Here is an 18,524-nt window from a genome sequence, read left to right as displayed (position 1 = left end):
ATTTAGGGAACTGCGTGTAAAATGAAGCCGCCCTTATAGATTTTTGCGCTTCAGGGCCACCGCCGGGGAGTCAGATAATCTCACTCATGGATGCCGATCGGATCCTGGTCGTCGACGACGAAGAGCCAATCCGCGAAATCGTGACGTCGATGCTCGCCAACGCGGGCTATAGCTGTAAGCAGGCCGGCTCCGGCCTGGAGGCGCTCGCGATCCTGGAATCCGGCGAGCAGTTCGAATTGATCCTCTCCGACCTGATGATGGCTGAACTGGATGGGATTGGGCTGCTGGAGCGCACGAAAGAGCGCTTCCCTGACCTTCCGGTGGTGATGGTCACGGCGGTCCACGATATTTCCGTTGCGCTGGCGGCCATTCGGAATGGCGCATACGACTACCTGCTGAAGCCCTTTGAGCGCGAACACCTGCTGGCGGTGGTTCGGCGAGCGCTGGAGAACCGGCGGTTGAAACTGGAGAACCGGGCCTACCAGACGAACCTGGAAGCTCTCGTGGAGAACCGCACTGTGCAACTTCGGCAGGCGATGTCGGACCTGGAACGGTCGTATGACATCACGCTGGAAGCACTGGGCGATGCGCTTGACTTGAAAGACGCTGAGACGGAAGGCCACTCGAAGCGGGTTACGGCATTCACGATTGCGATTGCGCGCGCGATGGGGTTGCAACAGGATGCAATTCGCGTGATCGCCCGTGGGGCTTTCCTGCATGACATTGGCAAGATGGCGATCCCGGACGCGATCCTTCGCAAGCCCGGGGCGCTTACGCCGGAAGAGACCGAGATCATGAAGGAGCACTGCTTCAAGGGGTTCCAGATGCTCCGACGCATTCCCTTTCTGCAGGAAGCGGCCGAAATCGTTCACGCGCACCAGGAGCGGTACGACGGTACTGGATACCCGCGCGGGTTGAAGGGCGAGCAGATTCCGCTGGGGGCACGGATATTCTCGATTGCGGACACGCTGGATGCGATTACATCGGATCGGCCGTATCGGGCTGCACAGAGCATTCAGGCGGCGCAGGAGGAGATCGAGCGCTGGTCGGGGCGGCAGTTCGACCCGAAGATCGTGGACGTGTTCAGGCGGATGCCGGAGAGCATCTGGAGAGACCTAAGGAAAGAAATCGATAGCCAGATCTACCGTTTCGCGATTTCGCCGAAGCTGACTAAGGGCGGGAACGCGTAAAGCAGCATTCAGCATTCAGCATTCGGTCAGACGAGCCAGTAGTAAATCCCTGTCGCAATACGCCACACACAAAACTAAAGAAGCCATTAGCAGCTAGCCATCAGCAACTGCAAGGATCCGCACCTTTGCAAAATAGGGACTGGTTGGCTCGCGGCCGTTTCGGGGCGAAGGGGGCAGGCGAGGCGCCGGCGCTCTAATAGCAATCAGGCAGGATGTCGATCGGCGCTCCAGGGTGCGAGTCGCTGAAGTGCGGTATGCTGTTCGTCATGCCAACACCGATTTCTGAACATGATGTACGCAATGCTTTATTGAAGCTGCCGGGATGGCACCAGAATGGCACGGCGATTGAGCGCCTGTTTCGGTTTCCAGATTTCAAGGCGGCAATGGAGTTCGTCAACCGGATTGCCGATGCGGCCGAAGAAGCCGGGCATCACCCGGACATTGCGATCAGCTACAACAAGGTGACGCTTACGTTGATCTCGCACGATTCCGGTGGGGTGACGGATCGGGACATTAAGATGGCCGGGCGTATAAACGAAATCGCCGGCTGAGCGCCGGCGATTCCAGGTTCCGAAATTTGGATATATTTATCTATCCGGACGCTGCCGCCCGGTTGGCACGGCGCCGAGCCTATTGCGCCGGACGGGTCTGGAGGTTATCCGCGACTTCGTTCAGCGCGGCCTGAATCTTCTCTAACTCCGATTGGGCCGCATCGTTCCACTCGGCCAGCCTGTCCGGAGCCTCATCGAGCCGGTCCAACAGCCATTCCAGGCGACGCCGGCCCGCTTCCGACAAGAGCAGGGCCCCGATCCCTCCTATACCCAGTACGGTTAGTGGCAAAAACCACTTTCGCATGTTCGGCCTCCCCCCGACCGTTCACACCACTCTCTATCAATATTTGACGCCATAGGTAAAGCTAAAGTTTCAGTGGAACCCGGTTAGTGAGTGACGGAGGTAATCCGTTTCAGGATTCGGCGGCACGGGAGTAACCGAAAGGAGTCTCCAACCCGCCGATTCGGGATAGCCGCTGGCCTTCTTGCCTGCAAGTCGTTTATGGTTGTCCCGCAAATCTAGCCTATCCCGAGGGAGTCAACTCATGAAATTGTCGAGAATTCTTCCACTTCTCTCTCTGCTTTTACTGGTTTTGCCAGCCTTGGCCCAGGAAATGCCGCGCACTTTCCAGCCGGACACGATTTACGTGGGTGCGGCCGGTAAGTTCGAGGCTGAGCCGGACACGGCGGTGATCAATTTCAATATCGGCGCACAGGAGCCGGTACTTAAGGACGCTTACGCGCGGGCGCAAAGAGCCGCGGAGCAGATACGACAGACACTGAGGTCGAATGGAATCGAACCCAAGGAAGCCCAGATATCGTCATTCCAGGTGGCACCGGTTTACGACTACAAAAACCCGAAGAGAAAGCTGGTCGGGTACCGAGTCAGCGCGAACATTACAGTGAAGGTGACCGATTTCTCGAAGGTCGGTCCGATCGCTGCGAGCTTCGCGGACATGGACGTCACGGAGAACCAGTCGATCAGCTACACTTTGGAGAATATGGAAGCCGCGAAGGCCAAGGCAGTGCAAGATGCATTCCAGAAAGCGCGGGCGAATGCAGAGGTCGTGGCTCGAGCAGCTGGACGGCAGTTGGCGTCGCTGATCTACTCGTCAATCGATACGAGCAGCGAGGTCGTCCCTCTTCCGAGAGCAAGACCGATGATGGCGATGGCGGCAGGGGTGGCAGCTCCAGCACCGACTGAAGAGTTCTCGGCGGAGAAAATCACAGTGACAGCCAATGTTAATGCGGTGTTTGCGATGACGGGATATACGAAGTAGTCCCCTCAGTAAAAGCCCACGTCTGCTAAAAACCGCGGCAGACGTGGGGCACGAGTCAAGCGCAGGGCACGAGCCACTGGAAGGGACACTCCGCGCGATAAAGAATCGTTGGGGCCGTTCAGACTACGCGGTGATTGGGATCGGGATCGGGTGGGATCTCTTGTTCCGAGGCGGGGTCGATGATTTCAATGTCGGAGGCGTGCCATTCACCATCACTTTCCTGTGTGGCGGTGATACGAACTTCGCTACCCGGTTTCAGTGACAATTTGGCTGACTGCTTTCGCTTGGCTGCGGGGAAAGTCTCCTCGTAATGAACGACTGCGCTTTTGATTTCAACCTTGCGCATCATTCCGTTTTTTCCTTTTACAAAGATCCAGCCGTCGGCGCGCGATGCCGCTGGAGCGTCGACGACTACGCCGCGGAATATCCCCGGAGTACCTGCGAAGGCTGGCAGCGCCACCAGCCAAACAATCAGCAGAAAGAGAGCCGCACGCTTCATGATGAAGTTGGATGATACGACAGCGCGGGACGGAGAAGAAAAATCGGGCGGCTCAGGATCGGGCAATCAGAAAAGCTGGTAATCGGGTAAATCAAAAACAAAAACTAAGGGCCTGGCCCATGCCAAGCCCCTGATTGCCAGATTACCCAATTGAACGATACCCGATTAACTCAGTCGTAGTATTCCAGGCCAAGGTGGGTGATGAGCTCTTCGCCCTGGAGATAGCGGAGCGTGTTCTTCAGCTTCATGAGCTGAATGAAAAGGTCGTGCTCCGGATAGAGGCCGGGGGCAGTCATGGGTGACTTGAAGTAGAAGCTGAGCCACTCCTGGATGCCAATGCCCTTCAGTTCAGCCGAACGCTGGGCGAGGTCCATGAGGAGGATCAGGTCGAGGACGATCGGTGCGGCGAGGATGGAGTCGCGGCAGAGGAAATCGACCTTGATCTGCATGGGGTAGCCGAGCCAGCCGAAGATGTCGATGTTATCCCAACCCTCTTTGTTATCACCGCGTGGCGGGTAATAGTTAATGCGAACCTTATGCGTTATGTGTCCGTAGAGCTGGGGGTAAAGCTCGGGCTGCAGGATGTGCTCGAGCACGCTCAGCTTGGACTCTTCCTTGGTCTTGAAGGACCCGGGATCCTCGAGGACCTCGCCGTCGCGATTGCCGAGGATGTTGGTGGAGAACCAGCCGTTCAGACCGATCATGCGCGCCTTGAAGCCGGGCGCCAGAATAGTCTTCATGAGGGTCTGGCCGGTCTTGAAGTCCTTGCCGCAGATGGGAGCCATGTTGCGGCGAGAGAGTTCGTGCATGGCCGGGATGTCGACGGTCAGGTTCGGTGCGCCGTTGGCGTAGGGGACTTTCTCCATGAGAGCCGCGTAGGCGTAAATCTGAGAGGGCGCGATGTTATCGTCGTTCGCCACCAGGGCTTTCTCGAAGGCCTTTACCGTGGAGTGGATTTCGGTGGGTTTGGTGAAGCTCTCAGTAGAGCCGCACCACATCATGACGAGGCGGTCGGTGCCGCTGGACTTGCGGAAATTGCGGATATCCTCGCGAACCTGCTCGGCGAGATCCATCTTGGTCTTGCCCTTCTTGACGTTGGGGCCGTCGAGGAGGCGGACGTAATTCTTGTCGAAGACTGCCTTCTGGGGCTTGATGCCGCTGAGGAATGGCTTGATCTGGTTGAGCAGATCTTTCTCGAGCACGCCGGCTTTCATCGCGGCCGAGTACATGTCATCTTCGAAGATGTCCCAACCGGTGAAGACGAGATCGTTGAGATTGGCGAGGGGGACGAATTCCTTGATCTTGGGCGAACGGCCTTCGGTACGTTTGCCGAGGCGGATGGTGCCCATCTGGGTGAGAGAGCCGATGGGGGCGGCGATGCCCTTGCGCACCGCTTCGACGCCGGCGACGAAGGTTGTCGCGACGGCTCCCATTCCGGGAATCATGATTCCTAACTTACCTTTGGCCGGAGCTATCTCGGTTTTTGCGGAGCCCGGCTTTGCATTCTTCTGCGCATTAGGCATTGCGACTGTCACTTCCTGATGAGGGATGAAAACAAGCCAGTATTTCGCATGCAGAGACCTTTTGCAAACTCTTGTTTCCTGAATGGTTAGGGGGGAGCGGTGAATGACGAGATTTCGGAGTGGAATGTGGAAACCGATTCACCACCGAGACACAGAGGCACATAGGATTTCATTTCAAAAAGCAAAACCGCAAAAGCGCAGGCCTTGAAATTTGGGATTCTAGAATTCAATTTCTCTGTGGCTTTGTGCCTCTGTGGTGGAACGGTTTTCGACGCTGTATACTCCCCCGAACTATGCAAAAGGTCGCGGTTGTTACGGGAAGTTCGGGTGGCATTGGGATGGTGACGGCGCTGGAGTTGGCTCGAAATGCGTTTTGCGTGGTGGCCACGATGCGGAATCTCGGCAAGCGCGGGCAACTGGACAAGCTGGCTGCCGAAGGCGGCATTGCGCGAAATGTCGACGTGCGGCAGCTTGACGTGACCGACTTCGATGCCATTCAGCCGACCATTGATGGGATCGTTCGCGACTATGGGCGCATTGATGTGTTGGGGAACAACGCCGGGTTTGCGCTGGGCGGGTTTGCGGAGGACGTCGAGTTAAGTGAGTTGCGCGAGCAGATGGAGACCAACTTCTTCGCGCATACGCAGGTCACGCGGGCGGTATTGCCGACGATGCGACAGCAGCATTCGGGGCAGATCATCATGATCAGTTCGGTGTCGGGGGTGTGCGCACAGGCGGGCGTGAGCAGCTATTCGGCGTCGAAGTGGGCTCTGGAGGGATGGAGCGAGTCGCTGCGAATGGAATGCCTGCCGCTGGGGATTCGCGTGGTGCTGGTCGAACCGGGGGCGTTCAAGACCGACGTGTGGGATACGAATGTTCATGTGGCACAGAAGGCGTTCAGCGGAGATTCTCCGAACCGGGAACGGGCACGACGGTTCAGGGAGTATGTCCAGAAGAAGGTTGTAAAGCGAGATCCTCAAGGGGTAGCGACGCTGATTGCCCGGATCGTGCAGGAGAAGAATCCGAACTTGAGGTATCTTGCGGGACCGGACGCGCATGTGCAGAAGTGGCTGAAGCGGGTGCTGCCGTGGAAGGTTTACGAGAAACTGATAATTCGGGAGTTGGGAATCGGGCAGGATTGACGATTTTCTCTTTGACGATTGGGAACGGCGAATTTCGAAATGACGAATAGAAAAACGAGAGATTACGGATGGTTCGCGGCGGCGGTGCTGGTGCTGTTTGTAGGGTTGACGGTCACCGCGGCGGTTGGGCAGCAGGGTTCGCCGGAGACTGGGCCGCAGGCTTCGAGTCAGGCTCCGATCACCCATTATTCGTTGCCGCCGGATAAATTGGCCAAGGCAGAGGCGCTTTATCACATCGACGTGGCGATGTTCCTGGCGGGAAGCTTCTATGGGTTCGCGATACTGATCCTGTTTTTGCATTTCCACGTCGGGCCGCGATTTCGGAAGATTGCGGAGCGCGCGACGCGGTTCCGGTTTGCGCAGGCGTATATCTATGTCCCACTGCTGCTGTTTGCGCTGGCAGTGCTGAATCTGCCATTCGATCTCTACGGCCATCATGTGAGTCGCGCTTACGGGATTTCGGTGCAGGGGTGGGGATCGTGGTTTTGGGATTGGACCAAGGGACAACTGGTCAGCTATGCCATTCTGTCATTCGTCTCCTGGTTGCTTTACCTGATTATTCGCAAGAGTCCGCGGCGGTGGTGGTTCTATTTCTGGTTGATCAGTTTGCCGATCATGGTGTTCGTCCTGTTCATCTCGCCGATCGTGCTGGATCCGATCTTCAACAAGTTTGAGCCGCTGGCGCCGAAGAATCCGGCACTGGCTGCGGCATTGCATCGCGTGACTGAGCGGGCCGGGGTAAATATCCCTGAGAGCCGGATGTTCGAAATGAAGGCCAGCGAAAAGGTGACGGTTTACAACGCGTACGTCACCGGGATTGGGGCCACGAAACGGATCGTGGTGTGGGACACGACGGAACACGACATGACGATTCCGGAGATCATGTTCGTGTTCGGACATGAGTTAGGACATTACGTGCTGGACCACATCTGGAAAGGCCTGGCGTTTGCGGCGGTGTTGTCGTTTGCGGGGCTGCTGATAGGGTTCTGGATTGTAAATGCGAGTGTTGAGCGTTGGGGAGACAGGTGGGGGATACGCGCGCTTGGGGATTGGGCTTCGCTGCCGCTGCTGCTGCTGATCCTGTCGGTGATTTCATTTGCAGGTGAGCCGATCGGGGCCGCTTTCAGCCGGCATATCGAACACCAGGCGGATATCTTTGGGCTCGAAGTCACGCACGGGCTTGTTCCTCACAGCAGCCAAAACGCGGCTATGGCGTTCCAAAAACTGGGCGAAAAGAGCTACGACTATCCGTACCCGAACCCGGTGTATGTCTTCTGGACCTACAGCCATCCCCCGATTGCCGACCGATTAGAGTTTGCCCTGCACTACAGGCCGTGGGATGAAGGCAAGCCCAACGAGTTTGTGAAGTAGCAGAGTTGTTAATAGTGCCTGGAACGGGACTGTGTTGTGATCTTCGCAAGGAGATTGCATGCGCGAAGCTCCGCCGGTCGTGGAGTTCCTCTCAATCCTGCTGCCGATCGTCAACATCCTGATTTCACTGCCACTGGTGCTGAGGGCGGTTCCACCGAACCGGTGGTACGGTTTTCGGACGCGGAAGACACTGTCGAATGCAGACATCTGGTATGTGGCGAATTACAAGGGCGGAGTGGGGTTGATTGTGGCGTCGGTGATTGCGCTGGTTGCGCGTGCCGTCTTCATGCAGAGTTTTGAGCCCGGCACCGGGGCGCTTTACAGTGTTTTCTTCTTGTTGGTGTGCATGGCGGTGGCACTGGTCGTGTGGGGAATGCAGTTGAAGAGGATGTGAGTGCCAAGGCATTTGATGCTGTCCTGGAGGTTCGCTCCATGCCGATATCTGTACTTGCGAAGGGTTTTATCATCATTGCTCTTCTTCCTGCCATTCAGCCGTGCAAACCGATTAAGCACACGATTAAGGTCGATAGAGCAGCCGTCAAGCAGCTTCAAGTTTTTGTCAATGAAGGGCACGAACCCTGGAGGATGGATGCTAAGTCTGTAGCAGCTGAAAGGATTCTGCTCCTCCGAAAAGTGAAGACAACTGACCACGATGTGTTCAACGTTCCGCTTGAGCAAGTCAGTTCGAGCGAGACTCACGCGACGTTTCAATATAAAGGGTCAAGTAAGAACTACCGCGTCACAGTCCAGAGGTTTGCGTGGCTGTTGCCACTGGCAAAGCAATGGAAGTGGGCAGTGTGGACAGCGACCGAAGAAGAGACTATCCCAAATTGCGGGGAACTTAGGAAAAAACAGGGCGATTCGAAATCTTCTCAATGAGTAGTGGGGCCTATTTCGCCGACTCGCTACTCGGTACCGGGAACTGATTTCCCTGCCCGGTTCTTCCAGTGATTCCAGACAAACCAGAGAATACCTAGAACGATTACGGCTCCGATTGCGCCGTCGAAGCGGTGGAACCAGATTTTGAGGCGCGGGTCGGTGTTCCAGCGTTCGCCGAGTTTGAAGCCGACGTAGGCGAGCATGAAACACCAGGGCCAGGAGCCGAGGAAGGTGTAAACGTGGAAGCGAAGACGAGGCATGCGGCCGATGCCGGCGGGTAGGGCTATGAAGGTTCGGATGACCGGAAGAAGGCGCGCGCCGAAGACGGTAACACTCCCGTGCTTTGCGAAGAACCGTTCTGCGACTTCGAGGTCGTGCATGTTAAGCCAGATGTATTTGCCCCAGCGCTCGACCAGGGGGCGTCCGCCGAAATAGCCGACTTCGTAGGCGAGTACAGAACCGACGTTGCAGCCGATGGCGCCGAGGGTTGCGACCATCGCGAGCGAACTGAACCGTCCGGCGTACACAAGGTAGCCGGAGAACGGCATGATGATCTCGGACGGCAGAGGGATGCAGGCCGATTCGATGGCCATCATGGCGACCAGGCCGAAATAGCCGGAGGTGGAGATGGCCCAGATTACGAAGGCACCGAGCGCTTCAATGATTTTGGCGACCATGCTGGCGGGCTAGAAGCTCTCCGATTCCTGGGTGAAGGTGTAGCCGGGGAGGGAGGCGCCGTCGGCGGCCTTAGTGACTTTCACGCGCGTGGTATCGGTGGTAGCGGCGCTGGAGTCGGCGCGGCGCAGGATAGCGTACTGGGTGAAAACTTCGTTGTAGAGCTTGGTGACGAGATAGGTTTGCCCGCTCTCGTCGTGACGCCACACCTGCCCGAGTTGAATCGCTTTCACGGCCATGTTGTGGCTAGCCTAACGGCTTAGAGGTGCAGCGTCAAATTTCGGCATGGTGCCTTCGAAGAGCGAACCGATGTCTTTGAGCGCGCAGCGAACGCCCACCATGAAGATGCCGAAATTGGAGTACTCGGCGCTGACCTCGTCGAAACGCATCTCGTAGATCAGCTTCTTGAAATTCACGGGCTCGTTGGAGAAAAGGTCGACAGCCCACTCCCAGTCGTCGAAGCCGATGCTGCCGGAGATGATTTGCAGGACTTTGCCGGCCCAGCGGCGTCCTTTGTTGCCGTGCACGTCCATCTGCTTCTGGCGGTTTTCGATGGGAAGCGCGTACCAGTTCTTCTCTTCTCCGCGGCGCCGATCCATGGGATAGAAGCAGATGTAGCGGGCGGCGGGGATCTTCGGGAAGAGTCGGACCTTCATGGCTTCAGCCTGGCGGGTCATATTCTCTTCGATAAGGCTGGTCCATTCGGGCGAATTCGGCGCCACGTTGTTGGACTTCATCTGGCGGTAAAGCTTCAGCGACGACTCGTAGAGACCGAGTTCGACCACAGAGAGATAAGAATGCGAGGGCTCCAGATACTCGCGGATGGCGAGGGTGTCGAGTGCCAGTTCGGCGGCCTTGAGTTCTTCGAAGCTGGGGCGGAAATGGACGATCATGAGATCCGCCTTGTGGCCGAAGACGGAATAGACGGCGGTCTGGGCGTCGGCTTCGGCCTGCTGGAAGACGCGCTGGAACTCGGCGAACATTTCACCCTTGCGGGCGGCGGGAAGACCCTTGAACGCCGACCAGCGGATGCGGTACATGGAGTGAAGAACGCTGGAGCCCTCGAGCGTTAGCGGTTCGGGCGGCAGATTTTCGGAGGGAACTTGCGGATTCGCCATCAATCTTCCTCTTCACGGTTTGAAGGACTTGAACCTCACATTGTAATCTCAGACAAGTATCACGGTGGGTAACGTCCAGTTCTCTGAGGTTTCAGCCATGGTGCGTGGCATTGTTCCCCGTCAGCCCTCAAAATCGGGTCGACACGCAGAGGCAAAGATGAGCCGCGGCGGTTCGCGTATGCCGAAAACGTCGGTGTCCCAACAGTCGCGCAAGCCGGGAAAAGCAGGTGCGCCAAAAAAGGCGGCGTCCGGTGGGAAGGCCCCGAAAGGATATAACCCGACCGCGCCGGAGCGCATGAGCGAAATACTCAAGCGGCTGGATGCGACGTATCCCAATGTCAGGTGTGCCTTGCACCACAACAGCGCCTGGGAATTGCTGGTTGCGACAATTCTTTCTGCGCAGTGTACGGACGCGCGGGTGAACATGGTTACGCCGGTGCTGTTTGCGAAGTATCCGACGGTGGAGGATTTTGCGCGGCTGAAGCCGGAGGACTTGGAGCCGGATATTCGGTCGACGGGGTTCTTCCGCAACAAGTCGAAATCGCTGGTGGGGGCGGCGAAAAAGATCGTCAGCGATTTTGGCGGTAAGGTGCCGGAGACGATGGAAGAGCTGCTCACGGTTCCGGGGGCCGCGCGCAAAACCGCCAATGTCGTGCTTGGGTCGTGGTTCGGGAAGAATGTGGGTGTGGTGGTCGATACGCACGTGCATCGGATCTCGCGGCGGCTGGAGCTGACGAAGAACAACGATCCCGTCCGGATCGAGCAGGACCTCATGAAGGTCATTCCGCAGGCGAAGTGGACGGATTTTTCGCACCAGATCATTCATCATGGGCGTGCGCTGTGCATTGCACGGAACCCGAAGTGCGCGGATTGTCCGCTGGAGAATATTTGCCACGCCGGAGATAAGACGTGGTCGACGGTGGAGATGCACAAGGATGCGCAGTAGAAGCGAACCGCGGATTTGCGCCGAGCTACGCGGATTTCAAATTCGCAGGAAAGTGCTGTCTCACCACAGAGACACGAAGGCGCAGAGAATTTCCCTTCAAGAGGCACAACCCTCAAGTCTGGAATTTTAGAATCACTTTCTCTGTTTGTTATCCTTAGTCGCGACAGGTGAAGTATTCAGGCCTGCCAAGGTTACTATGCGAAGCGCTTCCCTTCTTGCTGTTCTCTTCTTAGCACTCATTGCATCGGCCCAAAACCTTTCGACACCGCAGGCTGTTACCGATGCGGCAAAGCTGCAAAGTCTAACACTTATCGATTTTCAGCCGATTGATCTGGATAAATTTTTCCTCACGCGGCAATTCGATGGGGCGACCTGGTCTCCCGACGGGAAACGGGTTGCGTTTACGAGCAATATTTCAGGGCGCATGAATATCTGGCTGGTCGGGGCCAATGGCGGATGGCCGCGGCAGTTGACGGTCAGCGATCAGCGGCAAACCTCGCCGGTGTGGTCGCCGGATGGGAAGTGGATTGCGTTCCTCAGCGACAAGGATGGCGATGAGTTGTGGGACATTTATGTCGTCAGTCCGAAATCGGGCGAAGTCAAGAATGTGACGATGTCGTCGCGGACGGAAGAGGGACGTCCGGCGTGGTCTCCGGATGGAAAGCAGATCGCGTATGCGGCTCGACCGAAGGACAAACCGGCGTACGAGATTGACGTGATGGACATCAAGTCGCAGAAGACGACCCATATCACGCAGAACACGCCGGGCGACCGATATAACGACAATCCGATCTGGTCGAAGGACGGGAAACTCCTGGCGTGGACGCAAGATTACGCGGATGAAGAAAACGCCGATGTGATGATGGCGGACGTCAAGACGGGAAAGGTCGAGAACCTGACGAACCACGCGAAGGGGCAGACATTTAGGGCGGCGGCATGGTCGCCTGACGGAAAAACGATTTTGATTACGTCCGATGCGAAGAACGGGCATCCGAATGTCGGGTTGCTGGATGTTGCGTCGACGCAGATCAAATGGCTTACCGACGAGAAGTGGGAAATGCAGGCGGTCGACTTCACTCCGGATGGCAAGCGCGCGATCTGGACGGCGAATGTGGACGGCGAAGTTTCGGTTCGTGCGACCGATCTTGCGACCGGGATGTCCGAGGCTTTCGCGATCGGTGGCGGTGTGAATACGATGTTGGAGATCCCAAACCCGGTTTCGCGCGATGGGTCGCATCTGCTTTATATGCATGACGGAGCGAACTCTCCCCGGGCGATCTGGACTTACGACTTTGCTTCGAATAAGGCGCAACCGGTTACGGACGCTCTGCTGGCGGGGGTTCTGCCGAAAGAACTGGTTGAGCCGACGCTGGTGCACTTTCCCAGCAAGGATGGCAAGTTCACGTTGTCGGCGTGGGTATACATGCCGTACAACATCCAGCCGAACCACAAATATCCGGCAATCGTTTATGTGCATGGGGGTCCGGCGGACCGGTCGGGTCCGAGTTTCTATCCCCTGCTGCAATATTTCGTCAACCTCGGGTACGTCATCATTGCGCCGAATTACCGTGGGTCTTCCGGGTACGGCAAGACCTTTCAGCACGCCGATCGCATGGATGCGGGGGGAGCTGAGCTGCAGGACGTTGTGGATAGCGCCGAGTTCATCAAGAAGTCGCCCTATGTCGACCCGAAAAATATCGTGCTGATGGGACGCAGCTATGGCGGGTATCTGACGCTGATGGGGGTGACGAAGTTTCCGGACGAGTGGTCGGCGGCGGTGCCGATCGTTCCGTTCGCAAACTGGTTCACGGCTTACCAGAATGAGGATGCCACGTTGCAGGCTAGCGACCGGGAGTTTATGGGCGATCCGATAGCAAATAAGCAGTTGTGGACGGAGCGCTCACCAGCGTTCTTCGTGGACAAGATTAAAGCGCCGATGCTCATTCTCGCGGGCGGGCACGATCCGAGATGTCCGAAGACGGAAGCAGAGGCGATGGCGCAGGCGATCCGGAAGCACGGCGGGAAGGTACAGCTCAAGGTGTATGAAGACGAGGGGCACGTCTTCTCGCGGACGGAAAACATTCTTGATGCCTATAAGCACGTTTCCGATTTCGTGAAGACGTATGCGCCGTCACCGGGTTGTGGATGCTCGGTGTACGAGTAGAGGTTCAAGGCACAAGCTGCAAGACGCCGACAGCTGCGGGTAAGACCTGATCCATTTGGAGAGCGAAGGAGAAGCCGGCTTTCGCGGCCGCCCTCAGTTTACTGATTCAGATTAGTGGGGCTGTTGGTCATGAGCCTGACTGCGATCATGATCCTTTTTGTCTTTGTCGTTTTAGCAACTGGGTGGATCATCGCTCGTCCTTCTGAGTGGAGAGTGATGTGCCAGCTGTCACGCACTCCTTGCAAAGCCAAGCCTGCACGATCTCAGATTGGCCTTTGGTTTTTGTGGGGCGCCAACCCAGGAGCGCTGGCGTAATTGCGGCTGCGTGTGATGCGGTGCCGGTCCGAGTACAACGACTTGGTTCATAGAAGACCGCGATCAGGATCACGGTTCCGGGATCATCCTGTAGTCACAGACACGTGCCAATCAGAAGATATAGGTTTTTCATAGCACGAAGGCTCTTGAGCATGTCTTCAATGATGTCGTGAGGAGATAGCCGATGTTGACACGCTTTGCAGCCGCTGCCGTGGTTGCATCCATAGCGACGGCCATCGCCGCTGTTTTCGTTTTAATGCTGCCGAACCTGACTCTCCAGCAAATGTCGCCAATCCTGGTGATCTGGTGCATGGCTCCCTGCATTTGGGGGCTCTGGGCAGTAATTGCACCATCAGAGTGGGTGCAACAACGGTTGCCGATTTGGGGAGCTGTGCTGGGCATCATCGTAGGGATTTTGGCACTGTTCGTACTCAATATGCCGTACCGGGTCTTTGGGCTCTCACTGTCGCATAGCATGCGCGCCCTGGGAACAGTGTTTGCCACTCTTATGTATTACCTGCTTTGGATGGCGGTCAGCTTCACGTACCGGAAATTCTCTCGACCGTCTGCTCCGATGAAAGCGTAGGAAGACAGAACGGGAGCATCGCATCGGTGAGACGAATACAATCGTCGGGCAGGGGTTCCCAGCCATCGGGTGGCCGGAAGTCAACTTTTCCGGGAGGTCACTGCGTAGAAGACTGCCGGCTCCTGCTCTACCTTTTTGCTGCCGCATTTCGGGCAGCGGACGATTCCCTTCTCATGCTCAGCCAGTGTCAGCGCAATCTCGAAAGTCTTGTGGCACTCTTTGCAAACGTAGTCGTATAGAGGCATGGGAATCTCCCGTTCCCCGAGCGATTCGGGGTGAGGCAATCTCAACCGTGTACCTGCTCTTGTGGCGGGCTAGACGGTTCGAGCTGGAAGCAGCAGTAGTATGAGCAGTGCTGCGACGCACATCAGCCAAAAGAAAAAGAGCCAAGGCGACAATTTTGCATAAACAGCGTCGACACGACGGGCCATTTTGTTTCCTCCGTCACTTACGCCGCAAAGTCCAACCCAGCAAAATTCCTATTCCCAGTCCAAGCGAAAAACTTCCGGCCACGGCCGCGACCGGATGCCGCTTGATGTGCAATTTGCTCTCGTCGAAAAGCTCTTCCGCCCTATGAGTTCCGCGGCGAGCCAACTGTTTCGCTTCATCGTAACGGTCATGCAGGGCGCTACCGATGCTACCGGTGGCGCGAGCGGCCTTTCCAACAGTGTCCGCAATTTGTTCGCTCGTTCTTTCCAATACCGTTTGCCGCATGACATCCTCCTTACGGTTTTAACTCCACTACGAACGTATCGACAGCACCGGGCAGTGCGCGTGGGCAATTACCTGCCCCGCTACTTCGAAAGGCCAGTGTGCGGCGAAAGCACCAGGCTTGTGCATACCCATAACGATCAAACTCACATTCTCGCGATTGGCAAAGGCGAGAATCTGGTCAGCCGGGGAGCCGACGAAGGTCACGAAAACGGGCCGTTTTGAAAGAACCGTTTCGGCAGTGAGCAGGTCTCGCAACTTCTTTTCGGATTCAGCGACTAACTGATCGCTCACGTTTGCAGGCATGCTCGGAGGTTGGACTACATGCAAGAGCACCAGTCGAGCGTCGTGATCCTCCGCGAAGCCGGCAGCGTAATAGAAGGCATGCGGCGAACCCTCGGAGAAGTCCGTGGCAAAGAGGATTTTGTCTAAACGGCCGATGTCGCCCAGGTTTGACCGCACGTGCGGTCCGATGGTGATGACTGGGCAAGGAGCGTGCCGGCATATCTCCTCTGCTACCGACCCTAGCAACAGGCGCTTGATCGCGCCCCTGCCGTGAGTTCCGAGAACGACGAGGTCGATCTTACGATCCTCGGCTACCTTGGCCAGTACAGGCCAGATGAAACCCGGTTCGATGACGACTTCCGTTTTGAGGTCGTGAAAGAGATCGGATTTGAGGAGTTCGACCATTCGCTTCTGAGCAAGTTCCCGCTCACCTTCGATTTCAGGAGGCAGATAGTCCATTGGCACAGAGGTGATTGGGGTTTCCTCCAGCACGTTCGCGACAAAAAAGGTGGAGTGGTATTGGCGAGCCAATGCGGTCGCGAACGGCAGAGCATTGCGCGAGGGTTCAGAGAAATCGGTTGCAAAGAGAATGTTATTGAGCGCCAGGCGTGTTTTGGCGAGAACAGGAGACATGGAACACCTCCTCGTTCGCAAGACAGGGTCCCACTATGTTTATTTTCTCTCGCAATGTGTAACGTTTCAGTGACTAAGGTCACCACCTTAGCGGGTATGGAACGGGCGCGTTCCGGTGCCCATGATCTGCGCGTCCCTGGTTACTTTCGTACATTGACCGAAAATCGAGACCTGACGTACCTTCGTCGCATCGGGGGAAACTCATGAGGATGCCGTCTGTATTCGTTACGGCACTTTCGGCTCTGCTTCTGGTGTATGCGGACCTACAAAGCTGGTCCGCTGTCGCGATTGTCGGCCTGGTTTGCCTGGGCAGCGCGGCCGCGAGTCTGGCGGTTGAGAAGCATTCCCATTACGCCAGCGCCCTTGTTGCCGGATCTCTGATTATTTGCGATGCGTTGTCGCGCCACTATGAAACCGCGGCAAGTTCGCTTCACAGTTCGGTAGCCTTTGGAGATTTTGTGTACCCGATCTGCCTCTTTGCGACCATAGGCTGGACCATAGGGTGGTTCGTGCGTCGCAAGCATGTGATGCCCGAGAAGATGGAAATCTATGAGCCGCCGCGGACGAATTTCGTGATCTCTCCGGCGTTCGCACCCAAATCCGCGCCGCGGAGGGCCAATCACCGGTGGAGCAGCACTACCCGCAGCGCATAGGCAGAGCTGATTGGAAAGGTGTGGGCGCCGGATATTCGGCGCCCATTCTTGTTGGAAGAGTTCAGATTTGGGTCGAATTGCCCGAAGGTCCTTCTTCGTTTTCGCGTTCGCGCTCGAGGACTGCAACAGCACGCATGATCATCATGTAGAGGTTCACGAAGTCGAGATATAGAAGGAGAGCGCCGACTACCGCAGCCTTGTCCTGTAGGCTGTCGTCGTCATCGAACTCCCACTCGAAGTCGCGGATGTTGCCGGCGTGGTAAGAGGCGAGTCCGCAAAAAACGATGATGCCGAGGGTGGCTGAGGCGTAGTAGGCGTCGGTATGGCCGAGGACGGCGTTAACGAGTATCTGAAGGACAAATCCGAAAACGCCCATGAGGAGGATGTTCCAGCCCGAACCGAGATCGCAGCCGGACACATGCCCGTAAAGAGCCATGGCGCCGAACATCATCCCCGTTAGCAAGAAGCCGTACATGACGGCAGTGGGCGGAAAGTAAAGGAAGAAAACGGAAAACGAAACGCCATTCAGGATGGCATAGGCGGCGAACAGCGCCCACGCCGCGGGGATGCTTAGGTTGCCGACGTAGCGGGAAATGAATCCGACGGCGATAATTTCCGAAAAGAAAACAATCTGAAAGCCTTCGGGATGACGCAGGGTGTATGCGCCGATTTCGGTGTGCGAGGCGGCCCAGAATGCAACCAGAGCACTGAGCATCAACCCGGCAAACATGAAGGCGTATACGCGAACAAGGAGACCGCGCTGGGATTGCTCTACTTCTTCGGTGTCGAGGTCGGGCGTTTGCGCAGGAGCGGTGGGATCGTACACCGTCCCGTCGACCGTGGAGCGGGTGTGCTCCGGCAAGAATGAGCCCGAAGTGGACATGGGGAGATTATGGGCGGGTTGGGGATACCGGAAAAGTTACTGAAGTATTGAGACAGGTTGCGCTCAGAAAGTGGTTCACCACAGAGCCACAGAGTACACAGAGTTTTTGGGGAAGCCCCAAAACTCTGGTTCTATGGTGATTTAAAAAATCCCTCCCCCTGTGATCTCGGTGTCTCTGTGGTGAAAAAGCCCTTTTTCTCTTATGACACTTTGCGTGGAACGATGTCGTCGTTGTTGATAAAGAACTGGGCGGAGCAGGTTTCCGAGCCGCAGATGACCGGCAGGAGACCGGCAATCTGCTTGCGAGTGATGAGTCCGAGTGTGCCGCAGGATGGGCAGCCGAGTACTGCCCAGAACGGATCTTCTTTCTCGCCGATTTCTCCGGCGTTCTCGAGGACGAAGACAGTGCCAGGTCCCATTTGTTCCGGGATCCACTCATTGAGGAAATTGATCTCTGCGACCATTATTGACCTCCCCCGAACTGGGATGAACATCATCCAGCTAAAATGCCGTTAAGAAACGATCTCCCCCGTACCATGGCCAGTAGTAACTATCTGTGAACGATTAGCACGGCGGTAACGACGCATTCCCGCCGCGGCACGGTGCGACTGCGGCGCGACGCTGCGAACTGCTTCTTTCTTATGAACCTTATTCGCACCTAGAGCTTCGGCGCGGATCTCATGGACTGTGTCGCTGAGGCAAATTGCGAGCAGGGGCTGGCGGCTGTTCTTGAGCACATCGACCACGCCCTTCGCCGAGTTCTCCAGAAAAATGCTTCGCCCGTCGGTGAGCAGATGGTACTCGGCTCCGGCGGTTACGGTCTCGACCAGGCGCTTGCCGAGTTCTTTTTGCAGGAAGCGGATGACCTTGCGAACGCGCTGCAGGCTGAAGCCGCGGCGACGCAACTGGCAGATTACGGCGATTTCGGCGACGTCGTCGAAGGTGTAGAGGCGGCGGTGGCCGTCACGGGCGGGCGAGACGATGCCGCGTTCGTCCCACCACTGCAACTGGCGGGCGGTGATGCCCGTCAGAGCCGCTACTTCCTGGGATGTGAAGGCCGACTGCATGTCTCACTCCCGAACCCATGACCTGTTCCGAAAGAACAATTTAAGACGAAAAC

The 18,524-nt window shown here is 56.7% G+C and carries 23 protein-coding genes; 11 read left to right on the top strand and 12 right to left on the bottom strand.

Features of this window, described 5'->3' with window-relative positions; genetic code table 11:
- Window positions 1-86: 86 nt before the first annotated feature.
- Both ROO76_18595 and ROO76_18590 read left to right on the top strand, forming a co-directional pair.
- Entirely contained in the window at window positions 87-1,190 is a 1,104-nt protein-coding gene (locus ROO76_18595; protein ID MDT8070180.1) for a response regulator, read from the top strand.
- 212 nt (window positions 1,191-1,402) lie between these two features.
- Window positions 1,403-1,741, top strand: a complete 339-nt coding sequence (locus ROO76_18590) for a 4a-hydroxytetrahydrobiopterin dehydratase (protein ID MDT8070179.1) — start codon at window positions 1,403-1,405, stop codon at window positions 1,739-1,741.
- 79 nt (window positions 1,742-1,820) lie between these two features.
- Here the strand turns inward: ROO76_18590 and ROO76_18585 are convergent, their stop codons facing one another.
- Window positions 1,821-2,045 (bottom strand): hypothetical protein, encoded by a 225-nt coding sequence (locus tag ROO76_18585; protein MDT8070178.1) that lies wholly within the window; start codon window positions 2,043-2,045, stop codon window positions 1,821-1,823.
- A 241-nt stretch (window positions 2,046-2,286) separates the two neighbouring features.
- Here ROO76_18585 and ROO76_18580 point away from each other — a divergent pair, with 241 nt between their 5' ends.
- Window positions 2,287-3,021, top strand: a complete 735-nt coding sequence (locus ROO76_18580; protein ID MDT8070177.1) for an SIMPL domain-containing protein — start codon at window positions 2,287-2,289, stop codon at window positions 3,019-3,021.
- 118 nt (window positions 3,022-3,139) lie between these two features.
- Here ROO76_18580 and ROO76_18575 read toward each other — a convergent pair whose 3' ends face one another.
- On the bottom strand, window positions 3,140-3,520 hold the full coding sequence (locus tag ROO76_18575; protein ID MDT8070176.1) for a hypothetical protein: 381 nt from the start codon (window positions 3,518-3,520) through the stop codon (window positions 3,140-3,142).
- A 170-nt stretch (window positions 3,521-3,690) separates the two neighbouring features.
- Window positions 3,691-5,043, bottom strand: a complete 1,353-nt coding sequence (locus ROO76_18570; protein MDT8070175.1) for an inositol-3-phosphate synthase — start codon at window positions 5,041-5,043, stop codon at window positions 3,691-3,693.
- Between the two features lie 293 nt (window positions 5,044-5,336).
- Here ROO76_18570 and ROO76_18565 point away from each other — a divergent pair, with 293 nt between their 5' ends.
- Genes ROO76_18565 through ROO76_18550 form a run of 4 tightly spaced genes read left to right on the top strand, consistent with a single transcriptional unit; the run spans window position 5,337 to window position 8,435 of the window.
- The gene (locus ROO76_18565) at window positions 5,337-6,185 is read left to right on the top strand and encodes an SDR family oxidoreductase (GenBank protein ID MDT8070174.1); all 849 of its coding nucleotides are present in this window, start codon (window positions 5,337-5,339) and stop codon (window positions 6,183-6,185) included.
- Between the two features lie 39 nt (window positions 6,186-6,224).
- Window positions 6,225-7,556 carry a M48 family metallopeptidase gene (locus tag ROO76_18560; GenBank protein MDT8070173.1) on the top strand — a complete coding sequence of 444 codons (1,332 nt, stop codon included), beginning with the start codon at window positions 6,225-6,227 and terminating at the stop codon, window positions 7,554-7,556.
- 58 nt (window positions 7,557-7,614) lie between these two features.
- Window positions 7,615-7,950 (top strand): SdpI family protein, encoded by a 336-nt coding sequence (locus tag ROO76_18555; GenBank protein ID MDT8070172.1) that lies wholly within the window; start codon window positions 7,615-7,617, stop codon window positions 7,948-7,950.
- The gene (locus ROO76_18550) at window positions 7,947-8,435 is read left to right on the top strand and encodes a hypothetical protein (GenBank protein MDT8070171.1); all 489 of its coding nucleotides are present in this window, start codon (window positions 7,947-7,949) and stop codon (window positions 8,433-8,435) included. Before ROO76_18555 ends, ROO76_18550 begins: the two co-directional genes overlap by 4 nt.
- A 26-nt stretch (window positions 8,436-8,461) precedes the next feature.
- On the opposite strand, the gene ROO76_18545 is transcribed toward ROO76_18550, so the two are convergent.
- From ROO76_18545 to hemQ, 3 genes are read right to left on the bottom strand one after another with little or no spacing between them, the layout of a single operon-like run.
- On the bottom strand, window positions 8,462-9,112 hold the full coding sequence (locus tag ROO76_18545) for a DedA family protein (GenBank protein MDT8070170.1): 651 nt from the start codon (window positions 9,110-9,112) through the stop codon (window positions 8,462-8,464).
- Window positions 9,113-9,121: 9 nt separating this feature from the next.
- A complete protein-coding gene (locus ROO76_18540; GenBank protein MDT8070169.1) occupies window positions 9,122-9,349 on the bottom strand; it encodes a hypothetical protein in 228 nt (75 codons plus the stop codon).
- A gap of 12 nt (window positions 9,350-9,361) precedes the next feature.
- Window positions 9,362-10,228: a hydrogen peroxide-dependent heme synthase gene (hemQ, locus tag ROO76_18535; protein MDT8070168.1), complete on the bottom strand. Its 867-nt coding sequence runs from the start codon at window positions 10,226-10,228 to the stop codon at window positions 9,362-9,364.
- 157 nt (window positions 10,229-10,385) lie between these two features.
- Between hemQ and nth the strand changes: the two genes are divergently transcribed.
- The 3 genes from nth (at window position 10,386) to ROO76_18520 (ending at window position 14,239) form a co-directional block, all read left to right on the top strand.
- A complete protein-coding gene (gene nth, locus ROO76_18530; GenBank protein MDT8070167.1) occupies window positions 10,386-11,174 on the top strand; it encodes an endonuclease III in 789 nt (262 codons plus the stop codon).
- Between the two features lie 196 nt (window positions 11,175-11,370).
- Complete coding sequence (locus tag ROO76_18525) at window positions 11,371-13,338, top strand: S9 family peptidase (protein ID MDT8070166.1); 1,968 nt, start codon at window positions 11,371-11,373, stop codon at window positions 13,336-13,338.
- Between the two features lie 499 nt (window positions 13,339-13,837).
- Complete coding sequence (locus tag ROO76_18520; protein ID MDT8070165.1) at window positions 13,838-14,239, top strand: hypothetical protein; 402 nt, start codon at window positions 13,838-13,840, stop codon at window positions 14,237-14,239.
- Between the two features lie 80 nt (window positions 14,240-14,319).
- Here the strand turns inward: ROO76_18520 and ROO76_18515 are convergent, their stop codons facing one another.
- From ROO76_18515 to ROO76_18505, 3 genes are all read right to left on the bottom strand, one after another.
- The gene (locus tag ROO76_18515) at window positions 14,320-14,484 is read right to left on the bottom strand and encodes a zinc ribbon domain-containing protein (GenBank protein ID MDT8070164.1); all 165 of its coding nucleotides are present in this window, start codon (window positions 14,482-14,484) and stop codon (window positions 14,320-14,322) included.
- 199 nt (window positions 14,485-14,683) lie between these two features.
- The gene (locus ROO76_18510; protein MDT8070163.1) at window positions 14,684-14,953 is read right to left on the bottom strand and encodes a hypothetical protein; all 270 of its coding nucleotides are present in this window, start codon (window positions 14,951-14,953) and stop codon (window positions 14,684-14,686) included.
- Window positions 14,954-14,980: 27 nt separating this feature from the next.
- Window positions 14,981-15,868, bottom strand: a complete 888-nt coding sequence (locus ROO76_18505; GenBank protein MDT8070162.1) for a universal stress protein — start codon at window positions 15,866-15,868, stop codon at window positions 14,981-14,983.
- Between the two features lie 209 nt (window positions 15,869-16,077).
- Between ROO76_18505 and ROO76_18500 the strand changes: the two genes are divergently transcribed.
- On the top strand, window positions 16,078-16,521 hold the full coding sequence (locus tag ROO76_18500; protein ID MDT8070161.1) for a hypothetical protein: 444 nt from the start codon (window positions 16,078-16,080) through the stop codon (window positions 16,519-16,521).
- A gap of 61 nt (window positions 16,522-16,582) precedes the next feature.
- Here ROO76_18500 and ROO76_18495 read toward each other — a convergent pair whose 3' ends face one another.
- From ROO76_18495 to ROO76_18485, 3 genes are all read right to left on the bottom strand, one after another.
- Window positions 16,583-17,404: a Bax inhibitor-1/YccA family protein gene (locus ROO76_18495; GenBank protein MDT8070160.1), complete on the bottom strand. Its 822-nt coding sequence runs from the start codon at window positions 17,402-17,404 to the stop codon at window positions 16,583-16,585.
- Window positions 17,405-17,604: 200 nt separating this feature from the next.
- Entirely contained in the window at window positions 17,605-17,868 is a 264-nt protein-coding gene (locus ROO76_18490; GenBank protein MDT8070159.1) for a hypothetical protein, read from the bottom strand.
- Between the two features lie 48 nt (window positions 17,869-17,916).
- Window positions 17,917-18,471: a MerR family transcriptional regulator gene (locus ROO76_18485; GenBank protein MDT8070158.1), complete on the bottom strand. Its 555-nt coding sequence runs from the start codon at window positions 18,469-18,471 to the stop codon at window positions 17,917-17,919.
- Between the last annotated feature and the right edge of the window lie 53 nt (window positions 18,472-18,524).

Source organism: Terriglobia bacterium (assembly GCA_032252755.1).
Lineage (GTDB): Bacteria > Acidobacteriota > Terriglobia > Terriglobales > Acidobacteriaceae > JAVUPY01.
The sequence above is the reverse complement of the archived record's forward strand: the minus strand, read 5'-3'. Positions and strand labels throughout refer to the sequence as shown.